The organism is Picosynechococcus sp. PCC 7002 (assembly GCF_963860125.1).
In the GTDB taxonomy this organism is placed as follows: Bacteria; Cyanobacteriota; Cyanobacteriia; order Cyanobacteriales; family MRBY01; genus MRBY01.
Genome location: NZ_CAWLFA010000001.1, coordinates 1753683 through 1780148, shown reverse-complemented (window position 1 = coordinate 1780148; position 26466 = coordinate 1753683). Strand labels below are relative to the sequence as shown.

The following is a 26466-nucleotide window of genomic DNA, read 5'->3' as shown; positions in this document are numbered from 1 at the left end:
GTTTTAATATCGCTGATTCATCCTAGGCAAACCACTGATCTAATTGGTCTTTTGCGGCGGTTCGATGTTCTGGTTTGATATGTTGAAAAAATGTTCCAAGGGTAATAATGAGAGCACTAAAATCATCTCCATAACCCACCACTGGCAGAAAATCAGTGACCGCATCCAGGGGCATGATGAAATAAGCCAGTACCGCAATGATCGCCCCTTTGATCTGAATCGGTGTTTCTGGATCTTTCAAGCAAAAGTACAAAACCAAGGCATTTTCCAGGATCGGCTTGCCGATGTTACGGGGTTGTTTCTTGATCTTTGCCCAAAAGGAAGGTTCATCAAATTGGCGATCGCTTGGCGACATCTTTTCTCCTGTGGCCCTATTTCCCATTGTGCCCGATCTTTTTCCGAGGCGAGAATAAAGGCGATCGCCCCTAAAAAAATCCCTGGCCCTCCTAGGCAGCAACCCATCCACTCGGAGGTTAAAATAAGCCACTGACCCTTACAACACGGAGAACCAAGAGTGGAAACGCGATACAGTGCCGCTGATATTGAAGCGAAATGGCAACAACAATGGCTAGAGCTTGGCTTAGACAAAACCCCTAGCCAAAGTGACAAGCCAAAATTTTACGCTCTGTCGATGTTTCCCTATCCCTCCGGCAAGCTCCACATGGGTCATGTGCGCAACTATGTGATCACCGATGTCATTGCCCGCTACAAAAGAATGCAAGGCTATCGAGTGCTCCATCCCATGGGTTGGGACGCTTTCGGGCTACCCGCAGAAAATGCCGCCATCGACCGGGGGATTCCGCCCGCAAAATGGACGTATCAAAATATTGCTCAAATGCGCGAGCAGCTTAAACAGTTGGGCCTTTCTATCGACTGGGATCGAGAAGTTGCCACTTGTTCCCCCGACTATTACAAATGGACGCAATGGCTCTTTTTGCAGTTTTACAAAGCCGGATTAGCCTACCAAAAAGAAGCGGCAGTAAATTGGGATCCCATTGATCAAACGGTTTTGGCGAATGAACAGGTAGACGCGGAAGGCCGTTCCTGGCGGTCGGGGGCGATCGTTGAGAAAAAATTGCTGCGCCAATGGTTCCTCAAGATCACCGACTACGCCGAAGAACTCCTCCAGGATCTCAATACCCTCGACGGTTGGCCGGAGCGGGTGAAATTAATGCAAGAAAATTGGATCGGTAAATCCACCGGGGCGCACCTAGAATTTCCTGTTGTCGGTAGCGATGAAAAAGTCGCAGTCTTTACGACTCGCCTGGATACGGTCTTTGGGGTCACCTACGTTGTCCTCGCGCCGGAACATCCCCTCGTGGCCCAGGTGACAACGCCCGCACAAAAAGCTGCCGTGGATGCGTTTATCGCTGAGGTGAGCCAGGAAAGCGAACAGGATCGCACCGCCGATGATAAACCGAAAAAAGGGGTGGCAACCGGAGGGATGGTAACGAATCCTTTCACTGGGGAAGAAGTGCCGATTCTGATCGCAAACTATGTGCTGTATGAATATGGCACAGGGGCAGTGATGGGGGTTCCGGCCCATGATAGCCGTGACTGTAAGTTTGCTAAGGAAAATAATTTACCGATCAAAATGGTGATTATCCCGGAAGGGGGCGACGCGACGGCGGTACTCACAGAGGCTTACACCGAGGCAGGCATTATGGTGAATAGCGGTCAGTTCGATGGCCTAGTTTCTACCGAAGGGAAAAAGGCGATCGCCAAATTTGCCGCTGAAAATGGTTTCGGTCGAGAACAAATTCAATATCGTCTGCGGGATTGGCTAATTTCTCGACAGCGGTACTGGGGCTGCCCGATCCCGATGATCTACTGCGATGATTGCGGTGTGGTGCCGGTGCCCGACAGTGATCTCCCCGTCGTATTGCCCGAAGATGTGGAATTTTCGGCGCGGGGTGGTTCGCCCTTGGCCCAGATGGCAGATTGGCAAGCGGTGGACTGTCCCTGTTGCGGGAAAGCGGCCCGCCGGGAAACGGATACGATGGATACCTTTATTGATTCGTCCTGGTATTTTCTGCGCTACACCGACGCCAACAATACCGAAAAACCCTTCGCCCTCGACCCAGTTAACGATTGGATGGCGGTGGATCAATACGTGGGCGGCATTGAACACGCGATTCTCCATCTGCTCTACTCCCGCTTTTTTACAAAGGTGGTGCGCGATCGCCAACTGGTGAGCGTAGATGAACCCTTCAAGCGTTTGTTAACCCAGGGGATGGTGCAGGCATTAACTTACAAAAATCCGCGCACGAATAAATATGTACCCGCTGATCAAGTTGACCCCAATGATCCCAAAGATCCAGAAACCGGCGAACCGCTCACAGGCTTCTACGAAAAAATGTCGAAGTCGAAATACAATGGCGTCGATCCAGCGTTGGTCTTAGACAAATACGGCGCAGATACGGCGCGGATGTTCATTCTCTTTAAAGCGCCCCCCGAAAAGGATCTAGAGTGGGACGATGCCGATGTGGAAGGGCAATTCCGCTTTTTGAACCGGATTTGGAATTTAGTCGCTGGCTACGAAGCGGCAGAAACTAGCGTTAAAGCGACAGGCGAACTCTCTAAGGCAGAAAAAGATCTACGTCGGGCTGTCCATACTGCGATTAAAGAAATCCAAGAAGACCTCGAAGGGGATTACCAATTTAATACGGCGATCGCCGAACTGATGAAGCTCAATAACGCGATCAAAGACGTGAAATGCGTGGATTCCCCTGTGTACAAAGAGGCGATCGAAACGCTGATTTTACTGCTGGCTCCCTTTGCGCCCCACATCGCCGATGAACTTTGGTCAAATCTCGGTCACAGTGAATCGATCCACACCGTTCCCTTCCCACAGTTGGATGAAACAGCCCTGACAGTGGACGAAATTACCATCGTGATCCAAATCCTCGGTAAAACCCGGGGGACAATCCAAGTACCAGCAGGGATTAGCAAAGCGGATCTAGAGAAAACTGCCACAGCTTCCGACATTGCCCAACGCTATATTGCGGGCAAAGAAATTAAAAAAGTGATCGTTGTCCCGAACAAATTGGTGAACTTTGTCATTCCTAAGTAATCACCCACAATTGAGTTCTTAGGAAATAGAGGGTTCCGTGAAAATTATCTCACTGGCCCTCTTTTTTTATGTGGCTTCCTTAGCTAATCCCAGCACCGGGCATAAAAAACTCTCCCTTCATCCACAACAATGATGGGGAGAGCCTCAAAAGCTCAATGGGATCTTCAAAAGAGGCCAAACCTTAGCCCGTCATCGAGCGGCAGACAAATGCTCTGGCATCGGGACATTGGCGCGATAGTGGGGATCAATCCAAGCTTTGGGGAGCGATTCCCCCGAAGGAAAAATCAATTCAGCTTTCGGATAAAATTCCGGGTCTTGCATTTCTTCCCCGGCATGGGCACGGGCCCAAACTTTCGTTTTGAACGGATCCCATAATTCGGGCAGGTTCAGCACTTCGATCAAGACCTGTTCTGGGGCGTGGTTGAGAAACATCGGAAACCTCCGTGGCAACTTCAAAGTGGTTGAGGTGCAACAAGGCTCAGGCGTGTCTGGGATTTATCGACAAAATCTACGTTTCATTTAAGGTTAATCAGCTTAATATCTGGCCTAAGCCCAGGATTGATTAAGGAAAAGGCGATCGCCTTTCGGCAGCAGCTTTTATCTTATTTGCCAGGTCAAAAAGCAGAAAAATCAAGCGTTACTGCCCCCTAATCTACCTCTAGCATGGCATTTCCGCCGCTAAAACGCCGTGCTTTATGAATTTTTCTAACGGTTACAGCCCCGTATCTTGTTGATTCCCATCGACCCGAAACAAGCTCTACAATGGCAATACTTTTGCTTAGAATGAGCCCATGACAAAGAGCGTCATCGAAATTTTATCCGCCGAGGAGATGCGTCGCACCATCACCCGTCTCGCCTCACAAATTGTCGAAAAAGCGGGGGATTTGACTGATTTAGCCTTGCTGGGAATCCATACCCGTGGTGTTCCCCTTGCTGAAAATATCGCCAAGCAAATTGAAACCCTCGAAGGCATTGCGGTGCCCGTCGGTGCCCTTGATATCACGTTTTATCGCGATGACCTCGACCAAATTCGGGTACGCACACCCTCAAAAACAGATATTCCCTTTGATCTGAATGGCAAGAATCTCGTCCTAATCGATGATGTGATTTATAAAGGTCGCACCATCCGCGCCGCCCTCAATGCGGTGAATGATTATGGTCGCCCGGAGGTAATCCGTCTAGCGGTTTTAGTTGACCGGGGTCACCGCCAACTGCCGATTCAGCCAGATTTTACCGGGAAAAAGCTCCCCACCGCCAAAGAGGAAAAGGTCAAAGTTTATCTCCAGGATTTGGATGGCCGTGATGCCGTAGAACTGATCAAATAGACAGCAAAAAAGGTGCATCGCAATTTCTACAACACACCTTCTCGCTTCATTTCAAAAAGAAATCCTAGTGGAGGAAATGGCGGGAACCCGTGAACATCATGATTAGGCCCAATTCATTGGCTGCCTTGATCGAATCTTCGTCCCGAATGGAACCACCCGGTTGAACGATCGCCTTAATCCCTGCTGCGGCCGCACTGCGCACAGAGTCATCGAAGGGGAAGAAGGCATCACTCGCAAGATATGCTCCTTGGGCTTTTTCTCCCGCCTGTTCAAAGGCAATTTTTGCGGCACCGACTCGGTTCATCTGACCAGCACCCACACCGACGGTGGCCCGATCCTTGGAAACGAGAATTGCGTTGGATTTAACGTGCTTGCAGAGCTTCCAGGCGAAGAATAATTCCGCAAGATCCGCTTCACTGGGTTGCTTCTCCGTGACGCACTGCCAATCCTTGGGGTCTTCAATCTGGGTATCGGCATCCTGGGCCAAAAAACCCCCGGCGATCGCCTTTAGGGTTTGGGTCGGGCCAGTGAGCAGATCGGAGAGGGTTAAAACCCGCAGATTTTTCTTCTTCGCAATGATTTCCCTGGCTTCGGGGGTACAGTCGGGGGCAACCACACATTCTAAAAAGACTTTCCCCATGGCTTCAGCGGTGGGGCCATCAAGGGGTTTATTTAGGGCGACAATACCGCCAAAGGCAGACACAGAATCGGCGGCAAAGGCTTTTTCGTAAGCTTCTTGTAACGTTGAACCCAGGGCGACACCACAGGGATTGGTGTGCTTGAGAATGGCCACAGCAGGATCCCCATCGGGAAATTCGGCAATGATCCGTCGTGCCGCTTCGAGATCCACGAGGTTGTTGTAACTAAGTTCCTTGCCCTGGAGTTTTTCAGCGGCGGCCCAACCACTAACTTGGGTGCCGGTCTTGTACCAAGTGGCCTTTTGGTGGGGGTTTTCGCCGTAACGGAGGGTTTGGACGGCTTCCCCGCTGAGCCCTAAGCGTTGGGGTAAGTCAGCTTCAGCATTCACCGTGCTAGCAAAATAACTGGAAATGGCCTGGTCATAGGCACAGGTGAGGGCAAAGGTTTCCCCGGCCATGCGTTGCCGAAATTCAATCGTGGCAGTGCCGCTGTTATTGCGCAGTTCCGTTAAATATTCGTCGTAATAGCGGGGATTAGAAATGACCGTAAGGCTCCCAAAGTTTTTCGCCGCTGCCCGGAGCATTGCGGGGCCACCGATATCAATTTGTTCAACGGCTTCGGGAACAGTTACACCCGCTTTGGCAATGGTCTGCTCGAAGGGATAAAGGTTAACCGCGACGAGGCTGAGGGGCCGAATATTATTGTCGTCTAAGTCTTGTAAATGTTCGGGGAAGTCCTGACGAGCGAGGATGCCCCCGTGGATCTTGGGATGGAGAGTTTTCACACGGCCACCGAGGATTTCTGGGGAACCGGTGTAATCGCTGACTTTGGTGACGGGGACGCCTGCATCCTTGAGGGCTTTGGCGGTGCCGCCGCTACTGATGATGTCAAATTCAAATTCTTCTACGAGTTGTCGGGCAAATTCGACGATGCCAGTTTTGTCTGAGACGCTCAATAGTGCTAAACGACGTGCCATATCCGCGATTTCCTTATGTGAACCAGCGTCCCATCATACGCGATCGCCTAAACTTTCTTCAAACGATTACGGGGGCATCTGTCAGGAAGGATTAACAGCCCTCAGCAGTGCGGCAACCCTGCACCCATTCGCTTGTGCCTCCGGCAAAAAATTCCTTTTTCCAAATCGGGGCATTGTGTTTGATCGTATCGATGCCATAGCGACAGGCCGCAAAGGCTTCAGCCCGGTGGGGACAACTGGCGGCGACGAGGACGCTAATTTCACCAATTTCTAGCTTGCCGATGCGGTGGTGAATCACGACCCGATTTGTGTCGGGCCATTGTTGGCGGATGTCGTGGGCGATCTGCTGAAAAATGGCGATCGCCATTGGTTCGTAGGCTTGGTATTCGAGATAATGAACAGCTTTGCCATCGCTGCGATTCCGGACGGTACCGCTCATCACCACCACGGCCCCACTACCGGGGTCTTCGGCGAGACGGTACACCGTATCAAAGGAGAGGGGAGCAAAGGCGATCGCAAACTGATCGTGGGGATAGGTGGGGACGCGCATCGGGTTTCATCTAAAAGCTTATGCTAGTCTAAAGGACGGTTCTTTCTTGATGCAAAACGTCTATGGCTTCGCAACTCCGGGTTTTTGTGCCTGATCATCCCCTCCTCAAGCATTGGTTGGCGATCGCCAGGGAAACCAATACCCCCACCCCCCTGTTTAAAACGGCCATGAAAGAACTGGGGAAATGGCTCACCTACGAAGCCTGTCGCTATTGGTTGCCCACCCTCGATGCAGCCGTTGAAACCCCTCTCGCCCAGGCCCCAGCCACCTTAATCCATCCCCAAACACCGATTATTGCAATTCCCATTCTGCGGGCCGGACTTAGTTTGATGGAAGGAGCCCAGGAGGTAATCCCCAACATTGCTGCCACCTACCACCTCGGCTACAAGCGAGACGAAGCAACCCTTGAAGTGGCTTGCTATCTAAATAATTTGCCAGCGCAATTTGCCCCAGAAACTCGTCTACTGCTCCTCGATCCGATGTTGGCAACAGGGGGGACGATCACGGCGGCCATGGCTGAAGTGACAAAACGCGGCATTGCCATGGAGAATGTGCGCATTATTTCTGTGGTTGCGGCTCCGCCAGCTCTCCAGAAACTGAGTCTAGACTATCCCGCCCTACAAATTTATACGGCGATGATTGACCAAGAACTAAATGATCAGGGCTTTATCGTGCCCGGTCTCGGGGATGCCGGCGATCGCACCTTTGGTACCCACTAAACCCTAATGCTGCTGACTCGCAAAGAGACAACGAACAAATCTCCAGGCAAGGGTCATTCCCTGGTAAAAATCTTTGCAAACGCACCCTAGTCAAGAGCGATCCCCAACCGTTAAGCTTAAGGTAGCACTAAGAAGAATCAAGGGTTTTGATTTCCTATGAGTCAACGCGATGGATTTGGGACGGGGTTCCTGTTAGGCACTATTTTTGGTGGTGTTGTGGGGGGCATTGCCGGGGCGATCGCCGCTTCGAAAGTCAAAGACAATCGCGCCCCGCGTCAGACCGAGTGGTCAGAGGAAGAAGAACCCCTCAGCTTTGACACCGAAGAAGGGATGGAAATGGCCCGTCGCAGCCTTGAAAATAAAATTGCCCAATTGAACGGTGCCATTGACGATGTGCGCCAACAAATGACGGTGTTGCATCCTCACAATGGTCAGGAGCCATTGAACCCCAATTCTTGATATCCGTACCCAAGCAATTTTGCAACATCGGTTAAGATGAACGACAAAGACCCCATTGTCAGGTCTTCAGTTTTTTACACGGTAACAGGAATATGGCAGCCGAACTATTACGAGTCAGCCTCGGAAACTTTATCCAGATTTATCTTCTGCTTCTCATTGTCCGCATTCTTCTCAGTTGGTTTCAGACCGCAGATTGGGCAATGCAAGTGATGGGTTTTCTGAGCCCTGTGACCGACCCCTACCTTAACCTGTTCCGCTCGTTTATTCCGCCCCTGGGAGGCTTGGATCTATCTCCTATTGTGGCAATTTTCTTACTCCAGGCGGTTGGTGGCGTCCTGGGCGGTGGTGCTTTATTCTAAACAGCCTAAACTTTCGGCGATCGCCCCCATTGTGATTTTCTCCAGTTGGGGGCATCTGCTTTGACAGATTTTTTCAAGTTTTTTCCACAAAAACAGTTCTTTTTCCACAAAAATCCGAAAGTTTTCCACAAGAAACCCGACTAAACCTTAAGGAAACATAAAGAATCTTTTTGGCGATCGCCATCATCATCGAGGAAAAATTAGCCACAGAGAAATAAATGTTTATTCTTCCGTGCGACAAAAAAAGTGGTGGGTCTTCAAGGACGTTTCTTGCTTCAGTGAATTAATCTGATAAACTTTGCAACTCATCAGCAATCAAATTTTGCCACTCTTCATCACAGTGAGTCTGTAAGTGAATCGATGCAACGAGGAGTTCCGACAAGATTTTTCCCCGTTGGCGATCGCTCAAATCAGTAAGCTGCAATTGATGAATGAGAGAAATAACCTGTTGGCACTCTTCTTGAAGCTCCAAGAGCAATATATTTAAGGTTTCATTTTGAGTGTTGATTTTTTTTCGAAAATCCACATTAGTTTTTCCCCAATCATTCACTGTCGGAATTTTATCGAGGGACACAAACGATGCCCAAACCTGCCATCTGTCGAATGTGCTCATCAAAGGCAAAAATTTCTGGTATTTGCAGCCGTTGAGACATAACTAACAACGAGCAGTCTGTGTAGCTCCATTTCTTATCGTCGTATTTTCTGAAGGTTTCCCAAATGGCATCATCATCGCTGTCGGATAAATGACAATATTGATGTTCTGTTCGTAGAACTTCACCTAGTTGCACTGAAGCCTGGCTAGAAACTCTTGTACGAAACCATGTCACAGTTTCATCAAAGACTGTTTCTAAGATTATCCATTCTTTTTCTGGATGACTCACGATATATTTTCTGGCGGTTTGGTTATGAGTTTCGGTTTTGACGAAAAAGGCAATCAATGCAGAAGTATCAACAAGGATTTTTGGTTTGGACATTTCTAATATAAGTCTTGATCCAAATTTTCTGCATAGTTCGTTGCACCTGTTTCATCTGTTGACTCTGAAGGATGAGAATTTGTCACCTCAAAAGCTCCACATAACTCCCATGTCTTTGTCTTTGCAAGAGATCTTTTTTCTAAATATTCACTGATTGCTTCCAAAAGAAGACTTTGAAGAGGTTGATCTTGCTCTTCTAACTTTTGCATTATATCGTCTGGTATGTCCACTGTAAGTTGACTCATTCCTACTATTAAACCTTAAATCTATTGACTACTATTTTCAATCAACTCAGAAAAAGTTTCTATCCGCTTTCGCGAAAGCATTTTTTTATATGATGACAATATAGATTTGGATAGGTCATTTATCTTATCCGTCTTTTTAAATACAGATTTAAAATCATAATCTTGACCTCCACGTTCTTCAAATTCTGCATTTAAATCAATAATTAAATCGCTAATTATTCGGCTAATTGCAAACTCCATTTTTCTCTCTTGAGTGCTGGACGAGAAAAAATCCTCTGGATGTTTACAAAATTCCTTTCCTTCTTCATCAAGTTCAAGAACTTGACGCAGCAAGTAGAGCAAAAAGAATTTTGTTATTTGATATCCAGCAAATATAGATGGGTTAACTTGACTTAAACTATTACTGACAATGTTAAATATTTTAAATAAAGCGACAATTCTTGCACCATTTACTTCTGGTCGTGAGAAGATTTCTTGATGCCAATCATCAAAAATACGCCCTGGTCTTTGAACTCTGGAGGGCAGCTTGAGATCGAAAGCAAGCATTAGCTGTCCAGCAAGAGTGTTATCAATAATTTTTTGATTATCATCGACTTGAGCTTTTTTTGTTTCTCCTGTCTTGATTTGATATACAAAGTCAGAAAAATTTGTATTGATTTCTTGCTGCAAACGTACTTGAGTAGGTGTGTTTGAGCGGAAATCTCTTGCTCTAATACCATTTTGATTATTACTATTGTAAGTGATTTTTGATATCAAATCAGACTCAGAAGGAACTTGAATAAGACGAGCTAAAATCCGCAAGTCCTCTGTAATACTTTCTTTGTTTTTATAAAGGCATGAAACACTTTGACACCCATTAACAATCGAATAGTTTTTGATTTTTATTTTATCTTTTTCGGATGTGTCAACACTTTCACAAATAATTGTGATGCCATTATGATAGAGCAGAAAATTGATATGCTCAGAAGAATCTTTAATACTATTGCTTATATCTTTGTTGACTTTTGTTTTATTGCTACCCAATGATTTTCTTAAATTCAATTCGAAAATTTGCTGATTTTCAATCCCTTCCATCTTTACCAAATCTATAGCCGAAAGAGGGGCAATTACAATCTTTACTGAGTTTTTTACATAAAATTCTGCATGATCAAATCCATAAACATCAAAAGATAATTGTTGTGTCTTTGGTATTGCTTTTTCACTGGAAGTATAATTTTCAACAATCAAATCTTTGTCCCATACGACCAAAGATAAATCACTGTTAGAGAATGTATCTAATAGAAGCTTTGCATTATGATCTTTATTGATATTTGTAATGAAAACTCCACGCACAGTAAAGTCTGGTGATAAAAAATATTCTTTGTTGTTTTCTAACAACCCTTTAAGCTGTACATTATGTGTATTTTTTATGAATTTCTCTAGGTCAATATCATTCTTGACTTGACGAAGACTACCGATGAATTCTTTAAGTTGTGAATCCCCAAGAGTTTTTGTTGGAGTTTTGACTATTTTAGCTTGAAATATATCAATAATTTCTTCGTTGTGATTTATATATATTCCATCAATTCCTTTGTCTCCACTACCATCGCAAACTATATTTTGAACATCCATTTCTTCAAGCCTATAAATATTTATTAGAAACCAATAAAGAAATGCAGTAGACTCTGTTCTTCCTTTTATTATGTATGGCTTGATATGTGTAACAAGGCTTGAATAGTCTATGTTGATATCTGTTTGCATTTCTGATATTTTTCTTTCTTAGGATAAAAATGATAATTAAATTATAGGCTAATAAAAGGTGAATCAATGATGATTCACCTTAATTATAAAATCAGATTCCTATATTTTTACTTCGCGCCTACAGGCATACCGAGGAGATCTTCGATCTTCGGCATATCCTCAAGGGCAATCACGCGACCCTCATCCTCAAAGCCATCAATCTCATTGAAATTGAGATAACGGTATAGATCACCCTTAAACGGATCAATCTTCTCAGAGACGATCGCCTGATATTCTTCCACAGTGGGAATCTTGCCGAGGAGCGCACAAACCGCTGCTAACTCCGCCGAACCAAGGTAAACTTGCGCCCCCTTGCCCATCCGGTTATTGAAGTTCCGGGTCGAAGTAGAGAAAACTGTTGCATTATCTTCAACGCGGGCTTGGTTCCCCATACAAAGAGAACAGCCGGGCATTTCCGTCCGCGCTCCTGCCGCCGCGAAGACACCGTAAACCCCTTCATCCCGGAGTTGCTTTTCATCCATGCGCGTGGGTGGACAAATCCAGAGACGACCTTTGACAACACCCGCCCCTTCCAGGATTTTCGCCGCTGCGCGGTAGTGACCAATATTCGTCATGCAGGAACCGATGAACACCTCATCAACTTTGTCCCCTGCACATTCAGACATCAGTTTGACATTGTCAGGATCGTTCGGAGCCGCAACGATGGGTTCCTTAATCTCATTCAGGTTCACCTCGATCACATCCGCATATTCCGCATCAGGATCCGCCGACATCAGAGAAGGATTCGCGAGCCATTCCTCCATCTTCGCAATCCGACGCAGTAGGGTACGCGCATCGGAGTAACCACGGGCAATCATGTTCTTCATCAGCACGACATTAGACCGCAGATATTCCGCCACGGTTTCTTCGCTGAGTTTAATCGTCGAACCAGAACAGGAACGCTCGGCAGTAGCATCGGTCAATTCAAAGGCTTGCTCTACCTTGAGATCCGGCAGACCTTCCATTTCCATGATCCGACCGTTAAAGACGTTAACCTTGTTCTCTTTGCCGACGGTCAATTTACCCTGTTGCATCGCCACCCAGGGAATCGCATTGACAATATCGCGGAGGGTGACACCGGGTTGCAGTTCGCCCGTAAATTTCACGAGGACAGATTCCGGCATATCAAGGGGCATGACACCGAGGGCCGCTGCAAAGGCCACCAAACCAGAACCCGCCGGGAAAGAAATCCCCAAGGGGAAACGGGTATGGGAGTCACCACCAGTTCCCACGGTATCGGGCAATAACATCCGGTTCAGCCACGAGTGGATAATGCCATCACCGGGTTTGAGGGCAACACCGCCACGGGTCGCAAAGAAGTCGGGCAGTTGTTTGTGGGTAACGACATCAACTGGCTTCGGATAGGCGGCAGTGTGACAGAAAGTTTGTAGGGTCAAGTCCGCATTGAAACCGAGACAAGCCAGCTCTTTTAGCTCATCGCGAGTCATCGGGCCAGTGGTGTCTTGGGAACCCACGGTGGTCATGATCGGCTCGCAGGATGTCCCAGGACGAACCCCTTCTAAACCGCACGCTTTACCCACCATTTTTTGTGCCAAGGTAAACCCTTTGTGGGTATCTTCTGGCAGGGAGGGACGCACAAACACCGTCGTCGGTTCGAGTCCGAGGGCTTCACGGGTTTTGTCGGTGAGTGCCCGGCCAATCAGCAAAGGAATTCGGCCACCCGCTTGCACTTCGTCGAGGATCGTTTCAGGCTTTAGTTCAAAGGTAGAGATTGTTTCACCCGCTTCGTTAGTAATTTTGCCTGCGTAGGGATGAATGGTGATCACATCGCCCGTATTAAGCTTACTGACATCACACTCAATGGGCAGTGCACCGGAGTCTTCAGCGGTATTGAAGAAAATCGGGGCAATTTTACCGCCGAGAATATAACCGCCTGCTTTTTTGTTGGGGACAAAGGGAATGTCGTGGCCGAGGTGCCATAGTACGGAGTTGATCGCTGATTTCCGAGAGGAACCGGTACCGACCACATCACCGACATAGGCAACGGGATGACCTTTTTGCTTCAGTTCGGCAATAGTTTCTAACCCCTCTGGCATTTTTGATTCCAGCATTGCGAGGGCATGGAGGGGAATGTCGGGGCGAGTTGTGGCGTGGGGCGCGGGAGAAAGGTCATCGGTATTGGTTTCGCCGGGAACCTTAAAGACAGTAACGGCGATCGCCTCGGGAACTTTGGGCTTACCGATAAACCAAGCGGCTTCTGCCCAAGCATCGATCACTTGTTTGGCGTAGGGGTTGGTATCAGAGAGTTCGAGGACATCGTTAAAGGCATCGAAAACCAACAGAGTTTTGCTCAGGGCAGTGGCGGCGGCACTGGCAATATTGCTGTCGGGGGATTTGAGGAGTTCGACGAGGGATTGGACGTTATAGCCACCCACCATAGTTCCCAGGAGTTCCACTGCACCCTGGGGACTGATCAGGGGACAAGTAATTTCTTTTTTGGCAATTCCGGTTAAAAAACCCGCTTTCACATAGGCGGCTTCATCAACACCGGGAGGCACGCGATCGCGCAATAAACTCAGCAGTTCTGCTTGTTCTGCTTCGGGGGGATTTTTGAGGCGATCGCAGAGTTCAGAGGTTTGTTCTGCGGTTAGCGGTAAAGGGGGAATTCCCAATTGGGCGCGTTCGGCGGCGTGTTTGCGGTAGGCTTCTAGCATAGGGAGATCTATCGGTTATCTAACGTTTTAGATACTCTATTGTAATGCCCGCTGTAATGACGCTATGGGTGAACAATCTCAGTCTTGGATTGTCCATAGAAGTAAGGCAAAGCTGGGCTGTTTAAAGAATTTTTTGGAGCAAACGGTAAATCAGGGTAAACAAGGCGATCGCCGCCACCAAGCCCGCCCCGACTAAAACAGCAATCATTGCCAGGGTGGTAAATTCCATAGTTTGCACCAGGAAAAAAGCCGCCCCCAGGGTAATGGCACCGAGGATCACCATTTCCTTCAGTTCGAGGATGCGTCGGGCGATCGCCAAAATGATTAACCCCATGGCCGCCCCCCAAACGCCCATGCCCACATTGCCCGCCAAGAAAGTCCCCACAAGGGGCATTAATAATACTCCCTGAAAGCCCGTAAACCCTACCCCAATCAGGAGTGGCACCACAGAACCAGTGGCGGCCTGGTTCCCAGTCGAGGCTTTCGCAGGAGGTGGCGTTTTTTTAGGTGGCGCAAGGGGTGGCTGTTTTTGTTGTTTAGGGGATTTTGCCGGGGCTGGGGGCTGTACCCTTGTGGCGGCGGTGGCAGGTTGAGCGGAGCCTTGTTGCTGGTTAGGCAAGTCTAAAAGTTTGAGGGCGACCTGGGCAGATTTTGGGCGATCGCCTGGGGTGGGTTCCAACATCAAATCCAAAAGCGCCCCAAAGCGCGGTTCAATTTTTTGGATAAATTTGCGCCACTGCCATTTATTCTGATACCCATCAAACAATGTTTCCGGCGTTTCCCCCGTGAGCAACACAATACAGGTCACTGCCAACGCATAGAGATCCGTCGCTGGATAAACCTGCGCCCCCCGCATCTGTTCCGGTGGTGCATAGCCCGGTGAATAAATCCCCGTCGAACGTTGGGACGCACTGGCCGCCCCTGCCCCTGCCGTGACCTCCTTTACTGCCCCGAAGTCCAGCAGATAAAGTTCTCCGTCCACATGGCGCATAATATTCGACGGTTTAATATCCCGGTGGATCGTGCCCTGGTCGTGGACAAAGGCCAAAACCTTCAACATCGACACGAAAATTTCTTTAACTTCCGTCTCTGGTAACTTGCCCCGTGCCGCTAATTCCTGTTCTAGATCTTTCCCCTCGATGTACTCTTGCACGAGATAAAAATACTGGGCTGTTCCCTGGCCCTGGGGTTGGGGCACGATCAACGGGAAAAAGGCAAACAAATCCGGAATTTGGGGGTGGCGATTGCCGATTCGTTCTAAAACATGGGCCTCCCGCTCAAACAATTCCTGGGCCATGGCCAACTGCTGATCATCTAAATTCCCCATGGGCTGAAACTGTTTCACCACGCACAGGCGCATGGTCGGCGTATAGCGATCGCGCGCCAAAAAAGCCGTCCCAAAGCCCCCCTGACCGAGAAGTTTTTGGGGAAGGTAGCGGCCACCCAAAATTAAATGCATCCCGCAACTGGTGCAATATTTCTGCTGGGCTGTTTTTAGGTGGGTTGGATCATCGAGATCACTAAAATGATTTTGGGGATGGTGACATCCGGGACGAGTGCAGAGGATCTCCATGCCAAGGTTTAAAAATGAGGTGAAAAAAGAGCGTCAATTTGCCCCCCATCCTAACAGAGAACCCTTTAGTAGAGTTCGTATTTCAGCAGGCGACATTCCAAGCCACCGTTATAGACTACAAAGCGCCGCGACGCCCGCAGTCCGACCCGTTTCGCCAGTTCTGCATTCCCCGTAAGAATATAGCCCGTCCAGCCCTTAAACCGCTGTTTGAAAATATCGCCAATGCGTTTATAAAGCAGCCCTAGATCTTCATCAGCACCGAGACGATGGCCATAGGGCGGATTGCAGATAATCACGCCACGGTCGGCAGGGGCTTCTACTTGTTCCAGTTCCCGACAAGCCAGTTGGATATGGTCGGCAACGCCACAATTTTCCGCATTCGTCCAAGCCTGTTGAATCACTTCTTGATCGCGGTCTTGGCCAATGATTGGCTGTTGCAGTTGGTCTTTGGTGGCATATTCGGCCTCGTTGAGGAGGGTTTGCCAAAGCTCGGCATCAAAATCTTGCCAATGCTGAAAGCCAAAATCCCCCTGGAAAAGGCCGGGGGCAAAATTCAAACTTTTTAGGGCGGCTTCAATGACAAAGGTGCCGGAGCCACAGAGGGGATCCACGAGGGGCAGATCCGGCGTCCATTCGGCGAGATCCAGGAGACCAGCGGCAAAATTTTCCTTGAGGGGTGCTTTCCCCATGGCGGGCCGATAACCCCGACGGTGCAAACTATGGCCGGAGCTATCGAGGCTGATAGTGCAACGGTTATCGCGAATGTGGGCATTGATCAGCACGTCAGGATCTTCGACATTGACACTGGAGCGATCGCCAAATTGATCCCGCTGTTGATCGATGATCGCATTTTTTACTTGGAGGGCGGTGAAATGGGTGTGATTGAGATTTTTATTTTTACCGGTACAGGTGACGGCAATGGTTTGGTTGGGTGCGAGGTATTCAGACCAGTCAATGCTTTGTACGCCCCGATAGAGTTCCTTGGCCGTAAATGCTTTAACTTTTCTAATCTGTACCAACACCCGAAACGCCAACCGTGACCAGAGATTGACTTTGTACAATAACTGGCGATCGCCTTGAAAAGAGACCCCGCAATATTCTGTTTTCACCGCCTGGGCACCGAGGTTTGTCAGTTCCTGGGCCGCAAGCTCCTCAATGCCCTGGGCTACCGTTGCAAAATAGGTTTGCATTCTATATCTATCGCCTGAAATTGTTTGCCGGAAAGATTATCCCCCAGTGTAAGGGATGGGGCGATCGCCTTTTTCCTAATCCGAATTCGGTAGGATAGAACATACCATCACCCAGCACGAGGGACGATTTTATGACCGTTGCCACGAGCCGCCCCGTCCTCACCGAAACCCAAAACTTAATCCTCCCTGGTCGCTACAGTTGGGAAGAATTCCAGGCGATCCAAACGGCGATCGGTCAAGCTGCCAGCCTGCGGATCACCTACCTAGACGGAGTAATCGAACTGATGACCCTGGAGGAATACCACAAATCCATCAAAACCATTATCGGCTTTCTTGTAGAACTATATTTGTTCAATCAAGGGATCGAATTTCATCCTGTCGGGAGTGCCACCCGGGTCTCGCGAGAAAAATCCGTTTCCTTTGAACCAGACGAATCCTATTATCTCGGTGAACAAAAAGAGCATCCCGATCTCGCCATTGAAGTCAATGTCACCAGCGGTAGTCCCCAGAAACTCGAAAAATATCAACGCCTCGGCATTCAGGAAGTTTGGCTGTGGCAAGCGGAAAAATTTTCAATTTATGTCCTCGAAGAAAATACCTACCAAGCTTTACCCAAAAGTAAATTGTTGCCAGATCTTGACTTTGAACTGTTGGCGCAATGTGTGTTATGCCGTCGCGATTAGAAGCAATCCAGACCTTTACGGCCCAATATCCCCAAAAATAATCAATCCAGATGCCAAATGGGGTTTAAATCGAGTTCAAAGCCTAATAAAACTTGTTCTCCGGAAAGACAATTTGGTTGCTCTAAAATTTCTGACGCTTGGTTTTCTCGATAAATTTCTACCTGCTCCGTGGTCGGATCAATCAGCCAGCCTAATTTTGCGCCATTGTCTTGATATTCCTGCATCTTTTCCTGGAGGGTTTGGAGGCGATCGCTAGGGGAACGAATTTCCACAACAAAATCTGGACAGAGGGGCGGAAACTTCGCTTTTTCGGTAGCGGTGAGGGCATCCCAACGGTGACGACTTACCCAGGCCGCGTCTGGAGAACGGTGGGCACCATTGGGCAACTTAAAGCAAGTGGAAGAATCAAACGCAACGCCTTGTTGATTTGTTGTACTCCATATTTCCAGGCGGGCAGATAGCTTAATATTGCGTCGTCCGGTTTCTCCGCCCGTCGGTGGCATGATAATCAATTCTCCTTGGGTACTGAGTTCAAAGCGGCAGTCCGGATTGTTTTGGCACAACTCAAAAAATTGTTCGCCACTGAGCCTGCATGTATCGGGAAGACTGAGGGTGAAATTCATTACGCTAGACCCCATCGCCAGAAAATTTTGTCTGCATCCAGCTTAGCTTGTCTGTTTCAGAAAAAGGGCAATTACTTTTGGACGCGAGAGTTTTTTATATTCATATACAGACTTAATATAGGTTGGATTTTTATATAAGCAAAAACAAAGAGAATTCAAAAAGTCAAAAACAACCTTCTTCACGATCTATCAAGTTATTCATCTCGTCTATTCTTTGATCTGTAAGCCTAGCCATATGATTACAATAGATCATTGCATACATCGAGCCTCCTTTGACAATTTCAGACCAAATTCTCGCTTGCTTTTCTCGATATATTAGCCAAGCATTTTGTGATTCTTTTATTAATTCAATTAGATCTTTATTTTCCTCAAATTCAGATAGAAGGTTGTCAATGATATCATTCATTATTTTGTCTTTTTCTCGAAAAGACTTTTCTGCAAATTTATTCATCTCAAACTGAGTATTCAATCGTGGAATTTCCTCTCTTGAAAATTCATATAGTTGACCATCTCTAAATTTATAGACTACCCGGTCTCTATGTCCAGCAGCATGCGGGAGACCTGAGCTTTTATTATCTTCATTTACAATGATTTCAGCATATGCGTCTCTATCTATATCACTTACGTCTTCTAGGAAATTTACAGGGCAGATTTCACCAATCATTTCAAAATATGTTTTTATTTCTTGTTCTCTAAATTCCAAGATAGGCTTAAAAATTCTCACGCGACACCAGTAGAGGCCTTCCATACTCGAAATAACAAATTCATCCCTACCATCACCGTCTACGTCACCAATTTGTACTGAAAAAGAAGCCGTATTTATCTCTCCATTATTGTTTTTTAAATATCGATTTTTGTTAGTGTTTGAAGCTTCATTTGGTGCTAGGCTTTGAATTATTGGAGTCATGATATCTTTAGAAAATTCTTCTAAGGTTTTATCAATGGCCTTTTCTGTTTGTTTTTTACTTAAGGAAATTTCTGCATCACCAAATTTTGCGCTTTCTAATCTATTGAGAATTGCACGAAATTCTTTGTGATACTTTATGGCTATATAGAAGAATAAGCTAGGCCAAGTTATCAGGGCTTCAATCAGACTGATTATTCCTTCTAGAATTTGTCTCATTTTTAATGACGATCAAACTTAATGTACAAAACCGACTTGTGTGATAGCTTTTTCTATCTTATTGAATTAATTAGCTCGCCTATTCTGTTGTTTCTTTCAACTCGGCAAAGCGTAATTTTGCGGATCGTGCCCGAGGATTTTGGTTGATTTCCGTTTCACTGGCAACCATTGGTTTTTTTGTTAGAATCCGCCAAATGTCCCGCTGCCGAAAGGCATTTTTGACGAGACGATCTTCTAAACTATGGAAACTAATAATCCCTAATCGGCCTTGGGGCTTAAGCCATTGGGGGGCATTGACTAATAGATATTGCAGTGCATCGAGTTCACCATTGACGGCAATACGTAATGCTTGAAAGACCCTTGTTGCCGGATGAATTTTCACTTTTCTAGCCTTGGGATGATAGGTATAAAACACAATTTCTTCTAGTTCTTTAGTTGTCTGAATCGGGCGTTTCATGACTATTTTTTTCGCAATTTGTCGTGACAATCGTTCATCACCATACTCATAGAACAAATTCGCCAACGCCTTTTCCTCATAGGTGTTGACAATATCCGCCGCTGTTAATGTCTGTTGTTGATCCATGCGCATATCCAAGGGGGCATCAAAACGAAAACTAAAGCCGCGATCGCCTTGATCAAATTGCACCGAACTCACCCCAAGATCAGCGATAATCCCGTCAAATTTTTCTCCCTGGGGCTGATATTCACCAAAATTTGACCGCACCGCCCGGAAGCGATCGCCAAAGGATTTTAATCGTTCTGACGCTGCGGCGATCGCCTGGCTATCTCGGTCTACCCCCGTCACCCGCACATCGGGATATTGCTGCAAAATCAATTCTGTATGGCCACCACCACCCAGGGTCACATCTAAGTAATGGCCTTCCGGTTTCACTCCCAAACCTGCTACCAACTCTTCTTTCAATACCGAAATATGTTTAAACTCTGCCGCCATGAACCTATCCAATAAAAAACAAAATCCCCCTATCACTGAGGGGGAACCCAAGGGCGATCGCCACTAAACCAGGACATTACATCCCCATAATTTCGTAGCCAGAATCCACATAGAGCACTTGACCCGTGACCCCGCTAGAAAGATCGCTACACAAGAAAGCCGCCGCATTACCCACTTCCTTTTGGGTCACAGTCCGACGCAAAGGAGCCGTGGCTTCCACATGGTGAATCATATCGAGGATGCCGCCCACCGCTGAAGACGCCAAAGTCCGGATCGGGCCAGCCGAAATGGCATTCACGCGAATATTACTGGGGCCCAGATCCGCCGCGAGGTAACGCACACTCATTTCAAGGGCCGACTTTGCCACACCCATCACATTGTAATTAGGGATGACTTTCACCCCACCCAAATAAGTCAGGGTCACAATGGCGCCCCCTTCGGTCATCACGGTTTTAGCCCCCCGGGCCAGACGCGTTAAAGAATAGGCACTAATGTCAAGGGCCGTATTAAACCCATCCCGTGAAGTATCACTAAAATCACCCGTCAAATCTTCGCGGTTCGCAAAGGCAAGGCAATGGATCAAAATATCTAACTTGCCCCACTCTTTTTTGACAGACTCAAACACTTGATCCACCTGGGCATCATCCTGCACATTACAGGGGAGAAAAAGGGAAGGGTTGAGGGGCGCCACAAGCTCACCTACTTTTTTCTCGAACCGTCCCTTATCATCGGGGAGATAGGTAACCCCAATATTTGCCCCGGCGGCATGTAATTGTTGGGCGATCCCCCAGGCAATGGACTTATTATTTGCAATCCCAGTGACTAGGGCATTTTTTCCGGTTAAATCAAGCATATGGGTTCTCAAAAAGTATAAAAAATTAAAGCCAAGAAGCCAGCGTATATTATCTTCGCGCTCTGGTGACTTCGATGCAAACGGCTACTTTAGGGCAAATCAGGGAAAATTCTGCAAAATGCCTGGGAACTAACCCAGAAATCCATAATTATTTTGAAGCAAAAAGTACAAAATACTATACCAGAGTAAGATTTAGTTTAAGGGGAATGCTCATGGTCTCTGCACACTGAGCGCTGATATTTCACCCATCACGGTGGGGAACTGTTGCCCAACAGAATCTATGATGTACAACCCTGATTTCAACCAACCTCCTTTCTCTTCTGCCAATCCAGTGCCTGAACTACCTGCGACTCAAATTACAGACCTTGCGACAGCGTTTCGTCAGTTTCACAGTGGCCCCTTCCCACCTGTTGTGGAGAACTATGACCGGGGCAAGACGATCTTTTTTCCGGGGGACCCAGCGGAACGGGTTTATTTTCTTCTGAAAGGAGCTGTCCGGCTGTCTCGGGTCTATGAAGCGGGGGAAGAAATTACGGTGGCCCTGCTCCGGGAGAATAGTGTCTTTGGGGTTTTATCGCTACTCACGGGACAAAAGTCGGATCGCTTTTACCATGCGGTGGCTTTTACTCCTGTGGAACTGTTATCGGCTCCCATTGAGCAGGTGCAAAAGGCGCTTAATGAGCACCCAGAATTAGCAATGTTAATGCTAAAGGGGCTGTCGTCACGGATTTTACAAACGGAGATGATGATTGAAACCCTGGCCCACCGGGATATGGGGTCACGTCTGGTGAGTTTCTTGTTAATTCTCTGTCGAGATTTTGGGGTGCCGACCGATGAGGGGATTCGCATTGATCTCAAACTGTCCCACCAGGCGATCGCCGAAGCAATTGGTTCGACACGGGTGACAGTAACGCGCCTCCTGGGAGAACTCCGGGAACAGGACATGATTTCGATTTATAAGAAAAAAATTACCGTCCATGACCCCGTAAACCTGAGTCAACAGTTCGCTTAACGCTAAAGTAGAGAAGTCATACTTGTGTGTTTGGATGTCACCTTTTTGTTAAATGACCAGTGCTTTTGTACTAATCTTTTCAGTTTTAATCTTGGGGGGCATCCTGGCGGCACTGGGCGATCGCCTTGGTAGTAAGGTCGGCAAAGCGCGGCTTACATTATTTAATCTGCGGCCAAAACAGACGGCGGTGGTCGTCACGGTAATGACGGGAACAGTGATCGCAGCTAGCACCTTGGGGTTATTGTTTGGCTTGAGCAAGTCCTTGCGCCAGGGGGTTTTTCAGTTGGATGAAATCCTCGCCCAGCGGCGGCAAGAGTTGATGGATGTGACGGCGGAAAAGGAAAAGATTGAAAAAGAGTTACAGGCCGCGAGGGATGATCGCCTAGAAGCAGAACAAGATTTACAGGAGATTGAAGCAAAATTTGAAACGGCCCAAACTCAACTGGCGGGTTTTCGGGAACAAGCCAGCGAACTTCAGGCTGATATTAATGCGCTCACCACAGAGCAAACGACCTTGCGGCAACAGCGCGATCGCCTCCAAGCCCAAAGTGAAACCCTCCGCGCCCAGCTCAATCAACAAAACACCATTATTGAGGAACGCTCCCAGCAGATCGAAGCCCTAGAAGCCCAACAAAGTGAGCTCCAAGCCGAGATCAACCAGCGCGATGGTCGCATTGCCCAACTCGACCAGGCGATCGCCCAAAAAGATCAAGTGCTCACGGGCCTAGAAAATCAGATTGGCTCCCTAGAACAGCAAATTGATATCCTCGAAGCCAACTACATCAATTTCCGGAGTGGGAATGTCGCCCTCACCACAGGGCAAGTTTTAGCCTTTGGGGTGGTGCGGATTATTGATCCCAAAGCAGCCAGCCAAGCCGTTGATCAGCTGCTCCGGGAAGCGAATCGCAACGCGATCATTGCCACCGGAGGCGTTAATCCTGACTTTGAGGCGCGGGTGGTGCAAATTACCAATGCCCAAGTGCAACAACTCCTAGGGCAAATTGCCGATGGTCGGGACTACGTGGTGCGCCTCCTGGCGGCGGGGAACTACCTCCAGGGGGAAGGTTCCGTCCAAGTGTTTGCGGATGTGACTTTAAATGAGCAGGTTTTTCGCGCCGGGGAAGTGATTGCCACTTTGTCCCTAGAGGAGCTGAGTGTACAAAATCCTACTGCGGCCCGGCGTCCAGTGGATTTTCTGTTGGGGGCAGCGCAATTCCGGGCGCGGCGAGCCGGGGTTCTCGGAGATATTCAAGTTAAAGATGGCAATGTCGGTCACATTATCAATTTTGTCGAAGCCCTCAACAACTCACCAGAACCCGTGACAGAAATTCGGGCGATCGCCATCGAAAATGGTTTTACGGCTGGCCCCCTCCGCTTAGAATTAGTGGGCCTCAGTAACGGTAGAATCGTCATCAGACAATAGGACAAGAAGAGTACATGAGCGTTTATCTTGGGTTTGACCCAGGCCGTGACAAATGTGGCCTTGCGGCGCTGGATGACCAAGGGCAATTGTTGAACCATGGCGTCATTGCAGCGGATCAAGCGCCCAACATCGCCAAGGAATGGTGCCAAAGGTATGGTGTTTCCCTGGTGGTCATGGGCAATCAAACGACGGCTAAAGAATGGCATCAAAAGCTTACCGCTGTTTTGCCCCCAGACATGGCGATCGCCTTTGTCAATGAACGCAATAGCACCCTCGAAGCCCGCGATCGCTATTGGCAGATGTATCCGCCCAATTTGTTCCAGAGATTGCTTCCCCAGGGAATGCGCTTACCTCCCCGACCCATTGACGATATTGTGGCGATTTTATTGGTCGAACGCTATCTCAACCCAACCTAAACAGCAAAAAAGATGGGCCAGAATCCGACCCATCTCGACGATTGGGGTGTGAGCTTAACCTAGAGTTTCACGAAGTTGCTGTTTTGCAGTGTGGAGGGCTTCGGGTAATTTACTGGCATCCCGTCCCCCGGCTTGGGCTAGGTTGGGACGACCGCCGCCGCCACCACCGCAAAGTTTGGCAATGCCGCCGATAAATTTACCCGCTTGTACTTTTTTGCCTTTGTAAATCCCTTCGCTAAAGGCGGCCACCAGGGAAACCTTGCCATCTTCTGGGGTTGACCCCAAGACCACTGCTGCCTCACCCAGTTTTTGTTGGAGCCGTTCAGCCGCAGTCTGGAGGGCCTTGGCATCGAGATCGCCCATATTTTCCACGAGGATCTGAAATTCGCCGACGGTTTCCGCTTGGCTCACGAGGGCTTCGGATTTGGCGATCGCCAGTTCTGCTTTGACCTTTTCTAATTCCTTTTGGGTGTTGCGCAGTTCCGCCTGGATATTTTCTACCCGTTCGGTGATTTCTTCCGGTTTGGCTTTAAATTTATCGCCGAGGTCTTTGACCACCTGATCCCGCACCTTGAGGTATTCCAGTACTGCCGGGCCAGCCACAGCTTCAATGCGGCGGATCCCAGAAGAAATGCCCGTTTCGGAAATGATTTTAAACAGGCCAATTTCAGCGGTATTTTTCACGTGGGTGCCACCACAAAGCTCCATGGACACCCCAGGAAAATCCACAACCCGCACTTCTTCGCCGTACTTTTCGCCGAACATGGCCACGGCCCCCTTCGCTTTGGCCTCCGCAATGGGCATCACTGCCACTTGGCCTTCGTGGGCTTCGGCAATCCAAGTATTGATTTGGGCCTCAATTTGAGTCAATTCTGCAGCCGTTAACGCCCTGGGGCAATTAAAGTCAAACCGCAGGCGATCAAAGTCCACTAAAGAACCCGCCTGGGAAATGGAGTCATCCACAATATTTTTCAGGGCTGCTTGCAATAAATGGGTTGCGGTGTGATTCGCCTGGGCGCGACGACGGCAGGCCCGATCAATGGTGGCATTAACTGTGTCGCCGACCGTTAAACTGCCCCGTTCCACCTTGCCATGGTGGACAAAGAAACCCGACTCTTTCTGGACATCGTTAATGCGGACGACGAGTTGATCGCCGGAGAAATAACCGCGATCGCCAATTTGTCCCCCAGACTCTGCGTAGAAAGGTGTTTGGTTACAAATCAGTTGCACCACTACCCCGGCTTCGGCGGTTTCTACCCGGTGGCCATCCACGAGAACGGCTTCAATTTTGACCTGGGATTGCAGATCCGTATAGCCTAAAAACGCCGTCGGATGGATGTGTTCAGCTAATTCATCAAGGCTGCCTTGGACGGTGAGGTCAATGGTTTCATGGGCGGCCTTAGAGCGTTCCTGCTGCTTTTTCATCTCCGCTTGATAGCCTTCAGCATCGACCGTTAAACCGTTCTCTTCGGCAATTTCTTGGGTGAGTTCAAAGGGGAACCCAAAGGTATCGAATAGCGTAAACGCATCGACCCCGGAAATTTGTTTTTCTTCCTTGGCGATAATATCTGCGAGGAGTTTTTCGCCCCGTTCGAGGGTCTTGAGGAAATTGTTTTCTTCCCGCTCTAATTCCTGTTTAATGAAACTTTCCCGTTCGCGGGTGTTGGGGTAGGCGGCTTCTGAGAGTTGAATCGCTGTTTCTGCCACCTGGTTAATAAAATTCCCGTCAATGCCGATCAGTCGACCGTGACGCACCACCCGTCGAATTAAGCGCCGCAGCACATAACCCCGATCCGTATTGGAGGCCGTAATCCCATCGGCAATCATGTGGACGACAGAACGCACATGGTCGCCAATCACTTTTAAGGAAACCTTTGTTTTTTCGTCAGCTTTTTCGTAGTGAATCCCGGCGGCTTTGGCGGCCGTTTCAATAATCGGAAAAATCAGATCCGTTTCGTAGTTGTTGGGCACCTGCTGGAGGATTTGCGCCATGCGCTCCAAGCCCATCCCCGTATCAATATTTTTGTTTTGTAGGGGTGTTAAATGACCTTCGGCGTCGCGGTTATATTGCATAAAGACGAGGTTGTAATACTCGATAAACCGGGTATCGTCCTCTAGGTCAATGTTGTCATCGCCGAGTTCTGGCTTGAAATCGTAATAGAGTTCAGAGCAAGGCCCACAAGGCCCCGTTGGCCCGGATTTCCAAAAGTTATCTTCTTCTCCCATGCGGATGATGCGTTTGGGATTTACACCGACCTTGTCACGCCAGATTTCAAAGGCTTCATCGTCTTCGCGGAACACACTGACGACAATATTTTTCGGGTCAAGCTGAAACACTTCCGTAGAGAGTTCCCAGGCCCAGGCGATCGCCTGCTCTTTGAAATAATCCCCGAAGCTAAAATTACCCAGCATTTCAAAGAAAGTATGGTGCCGGGCGGTGCGGCCCACATTTTCGATGTCATTGGTGCGGATACATTTCTGGGAGGTAGTAGCGCGGGGGCTAGGGGCGTCCTGCTGACCGAGGAAAATCGGCTTAAACGGCAACATTCCCGCAATGGTGAGGAGTACCGTCGGGTCTTCCGGCACCAAGGATGCACTGGGGAGGATGGGGTGTTGCCGCTGGTTGAAAAATTCTAGAAATTTTGACCGAATTTCACTTCCGCTCAGGACAGGAGGCACACTAGACATAGGAGTTACGAAAAATTTTTGCGCTACAAACTTTACTGTCTGTATTGTGACATTCTTTGCGGTGGATTCTTGGGGAAAACCTCAGAATCAGGCGATCGCCCCAGGAACTTTTGTGCTTCCAAAAGGCGATCGCCCAAGTTGATTTTGATTGTGAGTT

Annotated in this window: 25 protein-coding genes; 9 read left to right on the top strand and 16 right to left on the bottom strand. The window is 48.2% G+C overall.

What is annotated here, in order from left to right:
• Positions 1–22 precede the first annotated feature (22 nt).
• On the bottom strand, positions 23–355 hold the full coding sequence (locus AACQ84_RS08640; RefSeq protein WP_012307307.1) for a YkvA family protein: 333 nt from the start codon (positions 353–355) through the stop codon (positions 23–25).
• 159 nt (positions 356–514) lie between these two features.
• Between AACQ84_RS08640 and leuS the strand changes: the two genes are divergently transcribed.
• Positions 515–3073, top strand: coding sequence for a leucine--tRNA ligase (gene leuS, locus AACQ84_RS08635; protein ID WP_012307306.1), 2559 nt, complete (start codon positions 515–517; stop codon positions 3071–3073).
• A gap of 189 nt (positions 3074–3262) precedes the next feature.
• Here the strand turns inward: leuS and AACQ84_RS08630 are convergent, their stop codons facing one another.
• Positions 3263–3505: a hypothetical protein gene (locus AACQ84_RS08630; RefSeq protein WP_012307305.1), complete on the bottom strand. Its 243-nt coding sequence runs from the start codon at positions 3503–3505 to the stop codon at positions 3263–3265.
• Positions 3506–3864: 359 nt separating this feature from the next.
• Between AACQ84_RS08630 and pyrR the strand changes: the two genes are divergently transcribed.
• The gene (pyrR, locus tag AACQ84_RS08625) at positions 3865–4398 is read left to right on the top strand and encodes a bifunctional pyr operon transcriptional regulator/uracil phosphoribosyltransferase PyrR (protein WP_012307304.1); all 534 of its coding nucleotides are present in this window, start codon (positions 3865–3867) and stop codon (positions 4396–4398) included.
• A gap of 64 nt (positions 4399–4462) precedes the next feature.
• On the opposite strand, the gene purH is transcribed toward pyrR, so the two are convergent.
• Positions 4463–6013: a bifunctional phosphoribosylaminoimidazolecarboxamide formyltransferase/IMP cyclohydrolase gene (purH, locus tag AACQ84_RS08620; RefSeq protein WP_012307303.1), complete on the bottom strand. Its 1551-nt coding sequence runs from the start codon at positions 6011–6013 to the stop codon at positions 4463–4465.
• A gap of 91 nt (positions 6014–6104) precedes the next feature.
• Positions 6105–6563 (bottom strand): molybdenum cofactor biosynthesis protein MoaE, encoded by a 459-nt coding sequence (locus tag AACQ84_RS08615; RefSeq protein WP_012307302.1) that lies wholly within the window; start codon positions 6561–6563, stop codon positions 6105–6107.
• Between the two features lie 62 nt (positions 6564–6625).
• On the opposite strand from AACQ84_RS08615, the gene upp reads away from it, so the two are divergent.
• The 3 genes from upp to AACQ84_RS08600 all read left to right on the top strand — a co-directional run bounded on the left by upp (position 6626) and on the right by AACQ84_RS08600 (position 8100).
• Positions 6626–7282, top strand: a complete 657-nt coding sequence (gene upp / locus AACQ84_RS08610) for a uracil phosphoribosyltransferase (protein ID WP_012307301.1) — start codon at positions 6626–6628, stop codon at positions 7280–7282.
• Between the two features lie 156 nt (positions 7283–7438).
• Positions 7439–7741, top strand: a complete 303-nt coding sequence (locus AACQ84_RS08605; RefSeq protein ID WP_012307300.1) for a hypothetical protein — start codon at positions 7439–7441, stop codon at positions 7739–7741.
• Positions 7742–7833: 92 nt separating this feature from the next.
• Positions 7834–8100 (top strand): YggT family protein, encoded by a 267-nt coding sequence (locus AACQ84_RS08600; protein ID WP_012307299.1) that lies wholly within the window; start codon positions 7834–7836, stop codon positions 8098–8100.
• A gap of 283 nt (positions 8101–8383) precedes the next feature.
• Here AACQ84_RS08600 and AACQ84_RS08595 read toward each other — a convergent pair whose 3' ends face one another.
• The 7 genes from AACQ84_RS08595 to AACQ84_RS08565 form a co-directional block, all read right to left on the bottom strand.
• Positions 8384–8626, bottom strand: a complete 243-nt coding sequence (locus AACQ84_RS08595; protein ID WP_012307298.1) for a hypothetical protein — start codon at positions 8624–8626, stop codon at positions 8384–8386.
• A 34-nt stretch (positions 8627–8660) separates the two neighbouring features.
• Positions 8661–9074 carry a type II toxin-antitoxin system VapC family toxin gene (locus AACQ84_RS08590; RefSeq protein WP_012307297.1) on the bottom strand — a complete coding sequence of 138 codons (414 nt, stop codon included), beginning with the start codon at positions 9072–9074 and terminating at the stop codon, positions 8661–8663.
• 2 nt (positions 9075–9076) lie between these two features.
• Positions 9077–9319, bottom strand: a complete 243-nt coding sequence (locus AACQ84_RS08585; RefSeq protein ID WP_041443519.1) for a hypothetical protein — start codon at positions 9317–9319, stop codon at positions 9077–9079.
• Positions 9320–9340: 21 nt separating this feature from the next.
• Positions 9341–11059, bottom strand: a complete 1719-nt coding sequence (locus AACQ84_RS08580; RefSeq protein ID WP_012307296.1) for an AIPR family protein — start codon at positions 11057–11059, stop codon at positions 9341–9343.
• A gap of 107 nt (positions 11060–11166) precedes the next feature.
• Entirely contained in the window at positions 11167–13773 is a 2607-nt protein-coding gene (gene acnB, locus AACQ84_RS08575) for a bifunctional aconitate hydratase 2/2-methylisocitrate dehydratase (RefSeq protein WP_012307295.1), read from the bottom strand.
• 121 nt (positions 13774–13894) lie between these two features.
• On the bottom strand, positions 13895–15346 hold the full coding sequence (locus AACQ84_RS08570; protein WP_012307294.1) for a serine/threonine-protein kinase: 1452 nt from the start codon (positions 15344–15346) through the stop codon (positions 13895–13897).
• Between the two features lie 65 nt (positions 15347–15411).
• Positions 15412–16536 carry a THUMP domain-containing class I SAM-dependent RNA methyltransferase gene (locus AACQ84_RS08565; RefSeq protein ID WP_012307293.1) on the bottom strand — a complete coding sequence of 375 codons (1125 nt, stop codon included), beginning with the start codon at positions 16534–16536 and terminating at the stop codon, positions 15412–15414.
• 131 nt (positions 16537–16667) lie between these two features.
• Between AACQ84_RS08565 and AACQ84_RS08560 the strand changes: the two genes are divergently transcribed.
• A complete protein-coding gene (locus AACQ84_RS08560) occupies positions 16668–17219 on the top strand; it encodes a Uma2 family endonuclease (protein WP_012307292.1) in 552 nt (183 codons plus the stop codon).
• A gap of 41 nt (positions 17220–17260) precedes the next feature.
• Here the strand turns inward: AACQ84_RS08560 and AACQ84_RS08555 are convergent, their stop codons facing one another.
• From AACQ84_RS08555 to fabI, 4 genes are all read right to left on the bottom strand, one after another.
• Positions 17261–17842, bottom strand: coding sequence for a Uma2 family endonuclease (locus AACQ84_RS08555; protein ID WP_041443517.1), 582 nt, complete (start codon positions 17840–17842; stop codon positions 17261–17263).
• A 163-nt stretch (positions 17843–18005) separates the two neighbouring features.
• The gene (locus AACQ84_RS08550) at positions 18006–18965 is read right to left on the bottom strand and encodes a lysozyme inhibitor LprI family protein (RefSeq protein ID WP_012307290.1); all 960 of its coding nucleotides are present in this window, start codon (positions 18963–18965) and stop codon (positions 18006–18008) included.
• A gap of 79 nt (positions 18966–19044) precedes the next feature.
• On the bottom strand, positions 19045–19917 hold the full coding sequence (rsmH, locus tag AACQ84_RS08545) for a 16S rRNA (cytosine(1402)-N(4))-methyltransferase RsmH (RefSeq protein ID WP_012307289.1): 873 nt from the start codon (positions 19915–19917) through the stop codon (positions 19045–19047).
• Between the two features lie 76 nt (positions 19918–19993).
• Positions 19994–20770: an enoyl-ACP reductase FabI gene (gene fabI / locus AACQ84_RS08540; protein ID WP_012307288.1), complete on the bottom strand. Its 777-nt coding sequence runs from the start codon at positions 20768–20770 to the stop codon at positions 19994–19996.
• A gap of 280 nt (positions 20771–21050) precedes the next feature.
• Between fabI and ntcA the strand changes: the two genes are divergently transcribed.
• Genes ntcA through AACQ84_RS08525 form a run of 3 tightly spaced genes read left to right on the top strand, consistent with a single transcriptional unit; the run spans position 21051 to position 23621 of the window.
• A complete protein-coding gene (gene ntcA, locus AACQ84_RS08535) occupies positions 21051–21782 on the top strand; it encodes a global nitrogen regulator NtcA (protein WP_232308876.1) in 732 nt (243 codons plus the stop codon).
• Between the two features lie 52 nt (positions 21783–21834).
• Positions 21835–23205 (top strand): DUF3084 domain-containing protein, encoded by a 1371-nt coding sequence (locus tag AACQ84_RS08530; protein WP_012307286.1) that lies wholly within the window; start codon positions 21835–21837, stop codon positions 23203–23205.
• A 14-nt stretch (positions 23206–23219) separates the two neighbouring features.
• Positions 23220–23621, top strand: a complete 402-nt coding sequence (locus AACQ84_RS08525) for a pre-16S rRNA-processing nuclease YqgF (RefSeq protein WP_012307285.1) — start codon at positions 23220–23222, stop codon at positions 23619–23621.
• Positions 23622–23675: 54 nt separating this feature from the next.
• On the opposite strand, the gene alaS is transcribed toward AACQ84_RS08525, so the two are convergent.
• Entirely contained in the window at positions 23676–26309 is a 2634-nt protein-coding gene (gene alaS / locus AACQ84_RS08520) for an alanine--tRNA ligase (RefSeq protein ID WP_012307284.1), read from the bottom strand.
• Between the last annotated feature and the right edge of the window lie 157 nt (positions 26310–26466).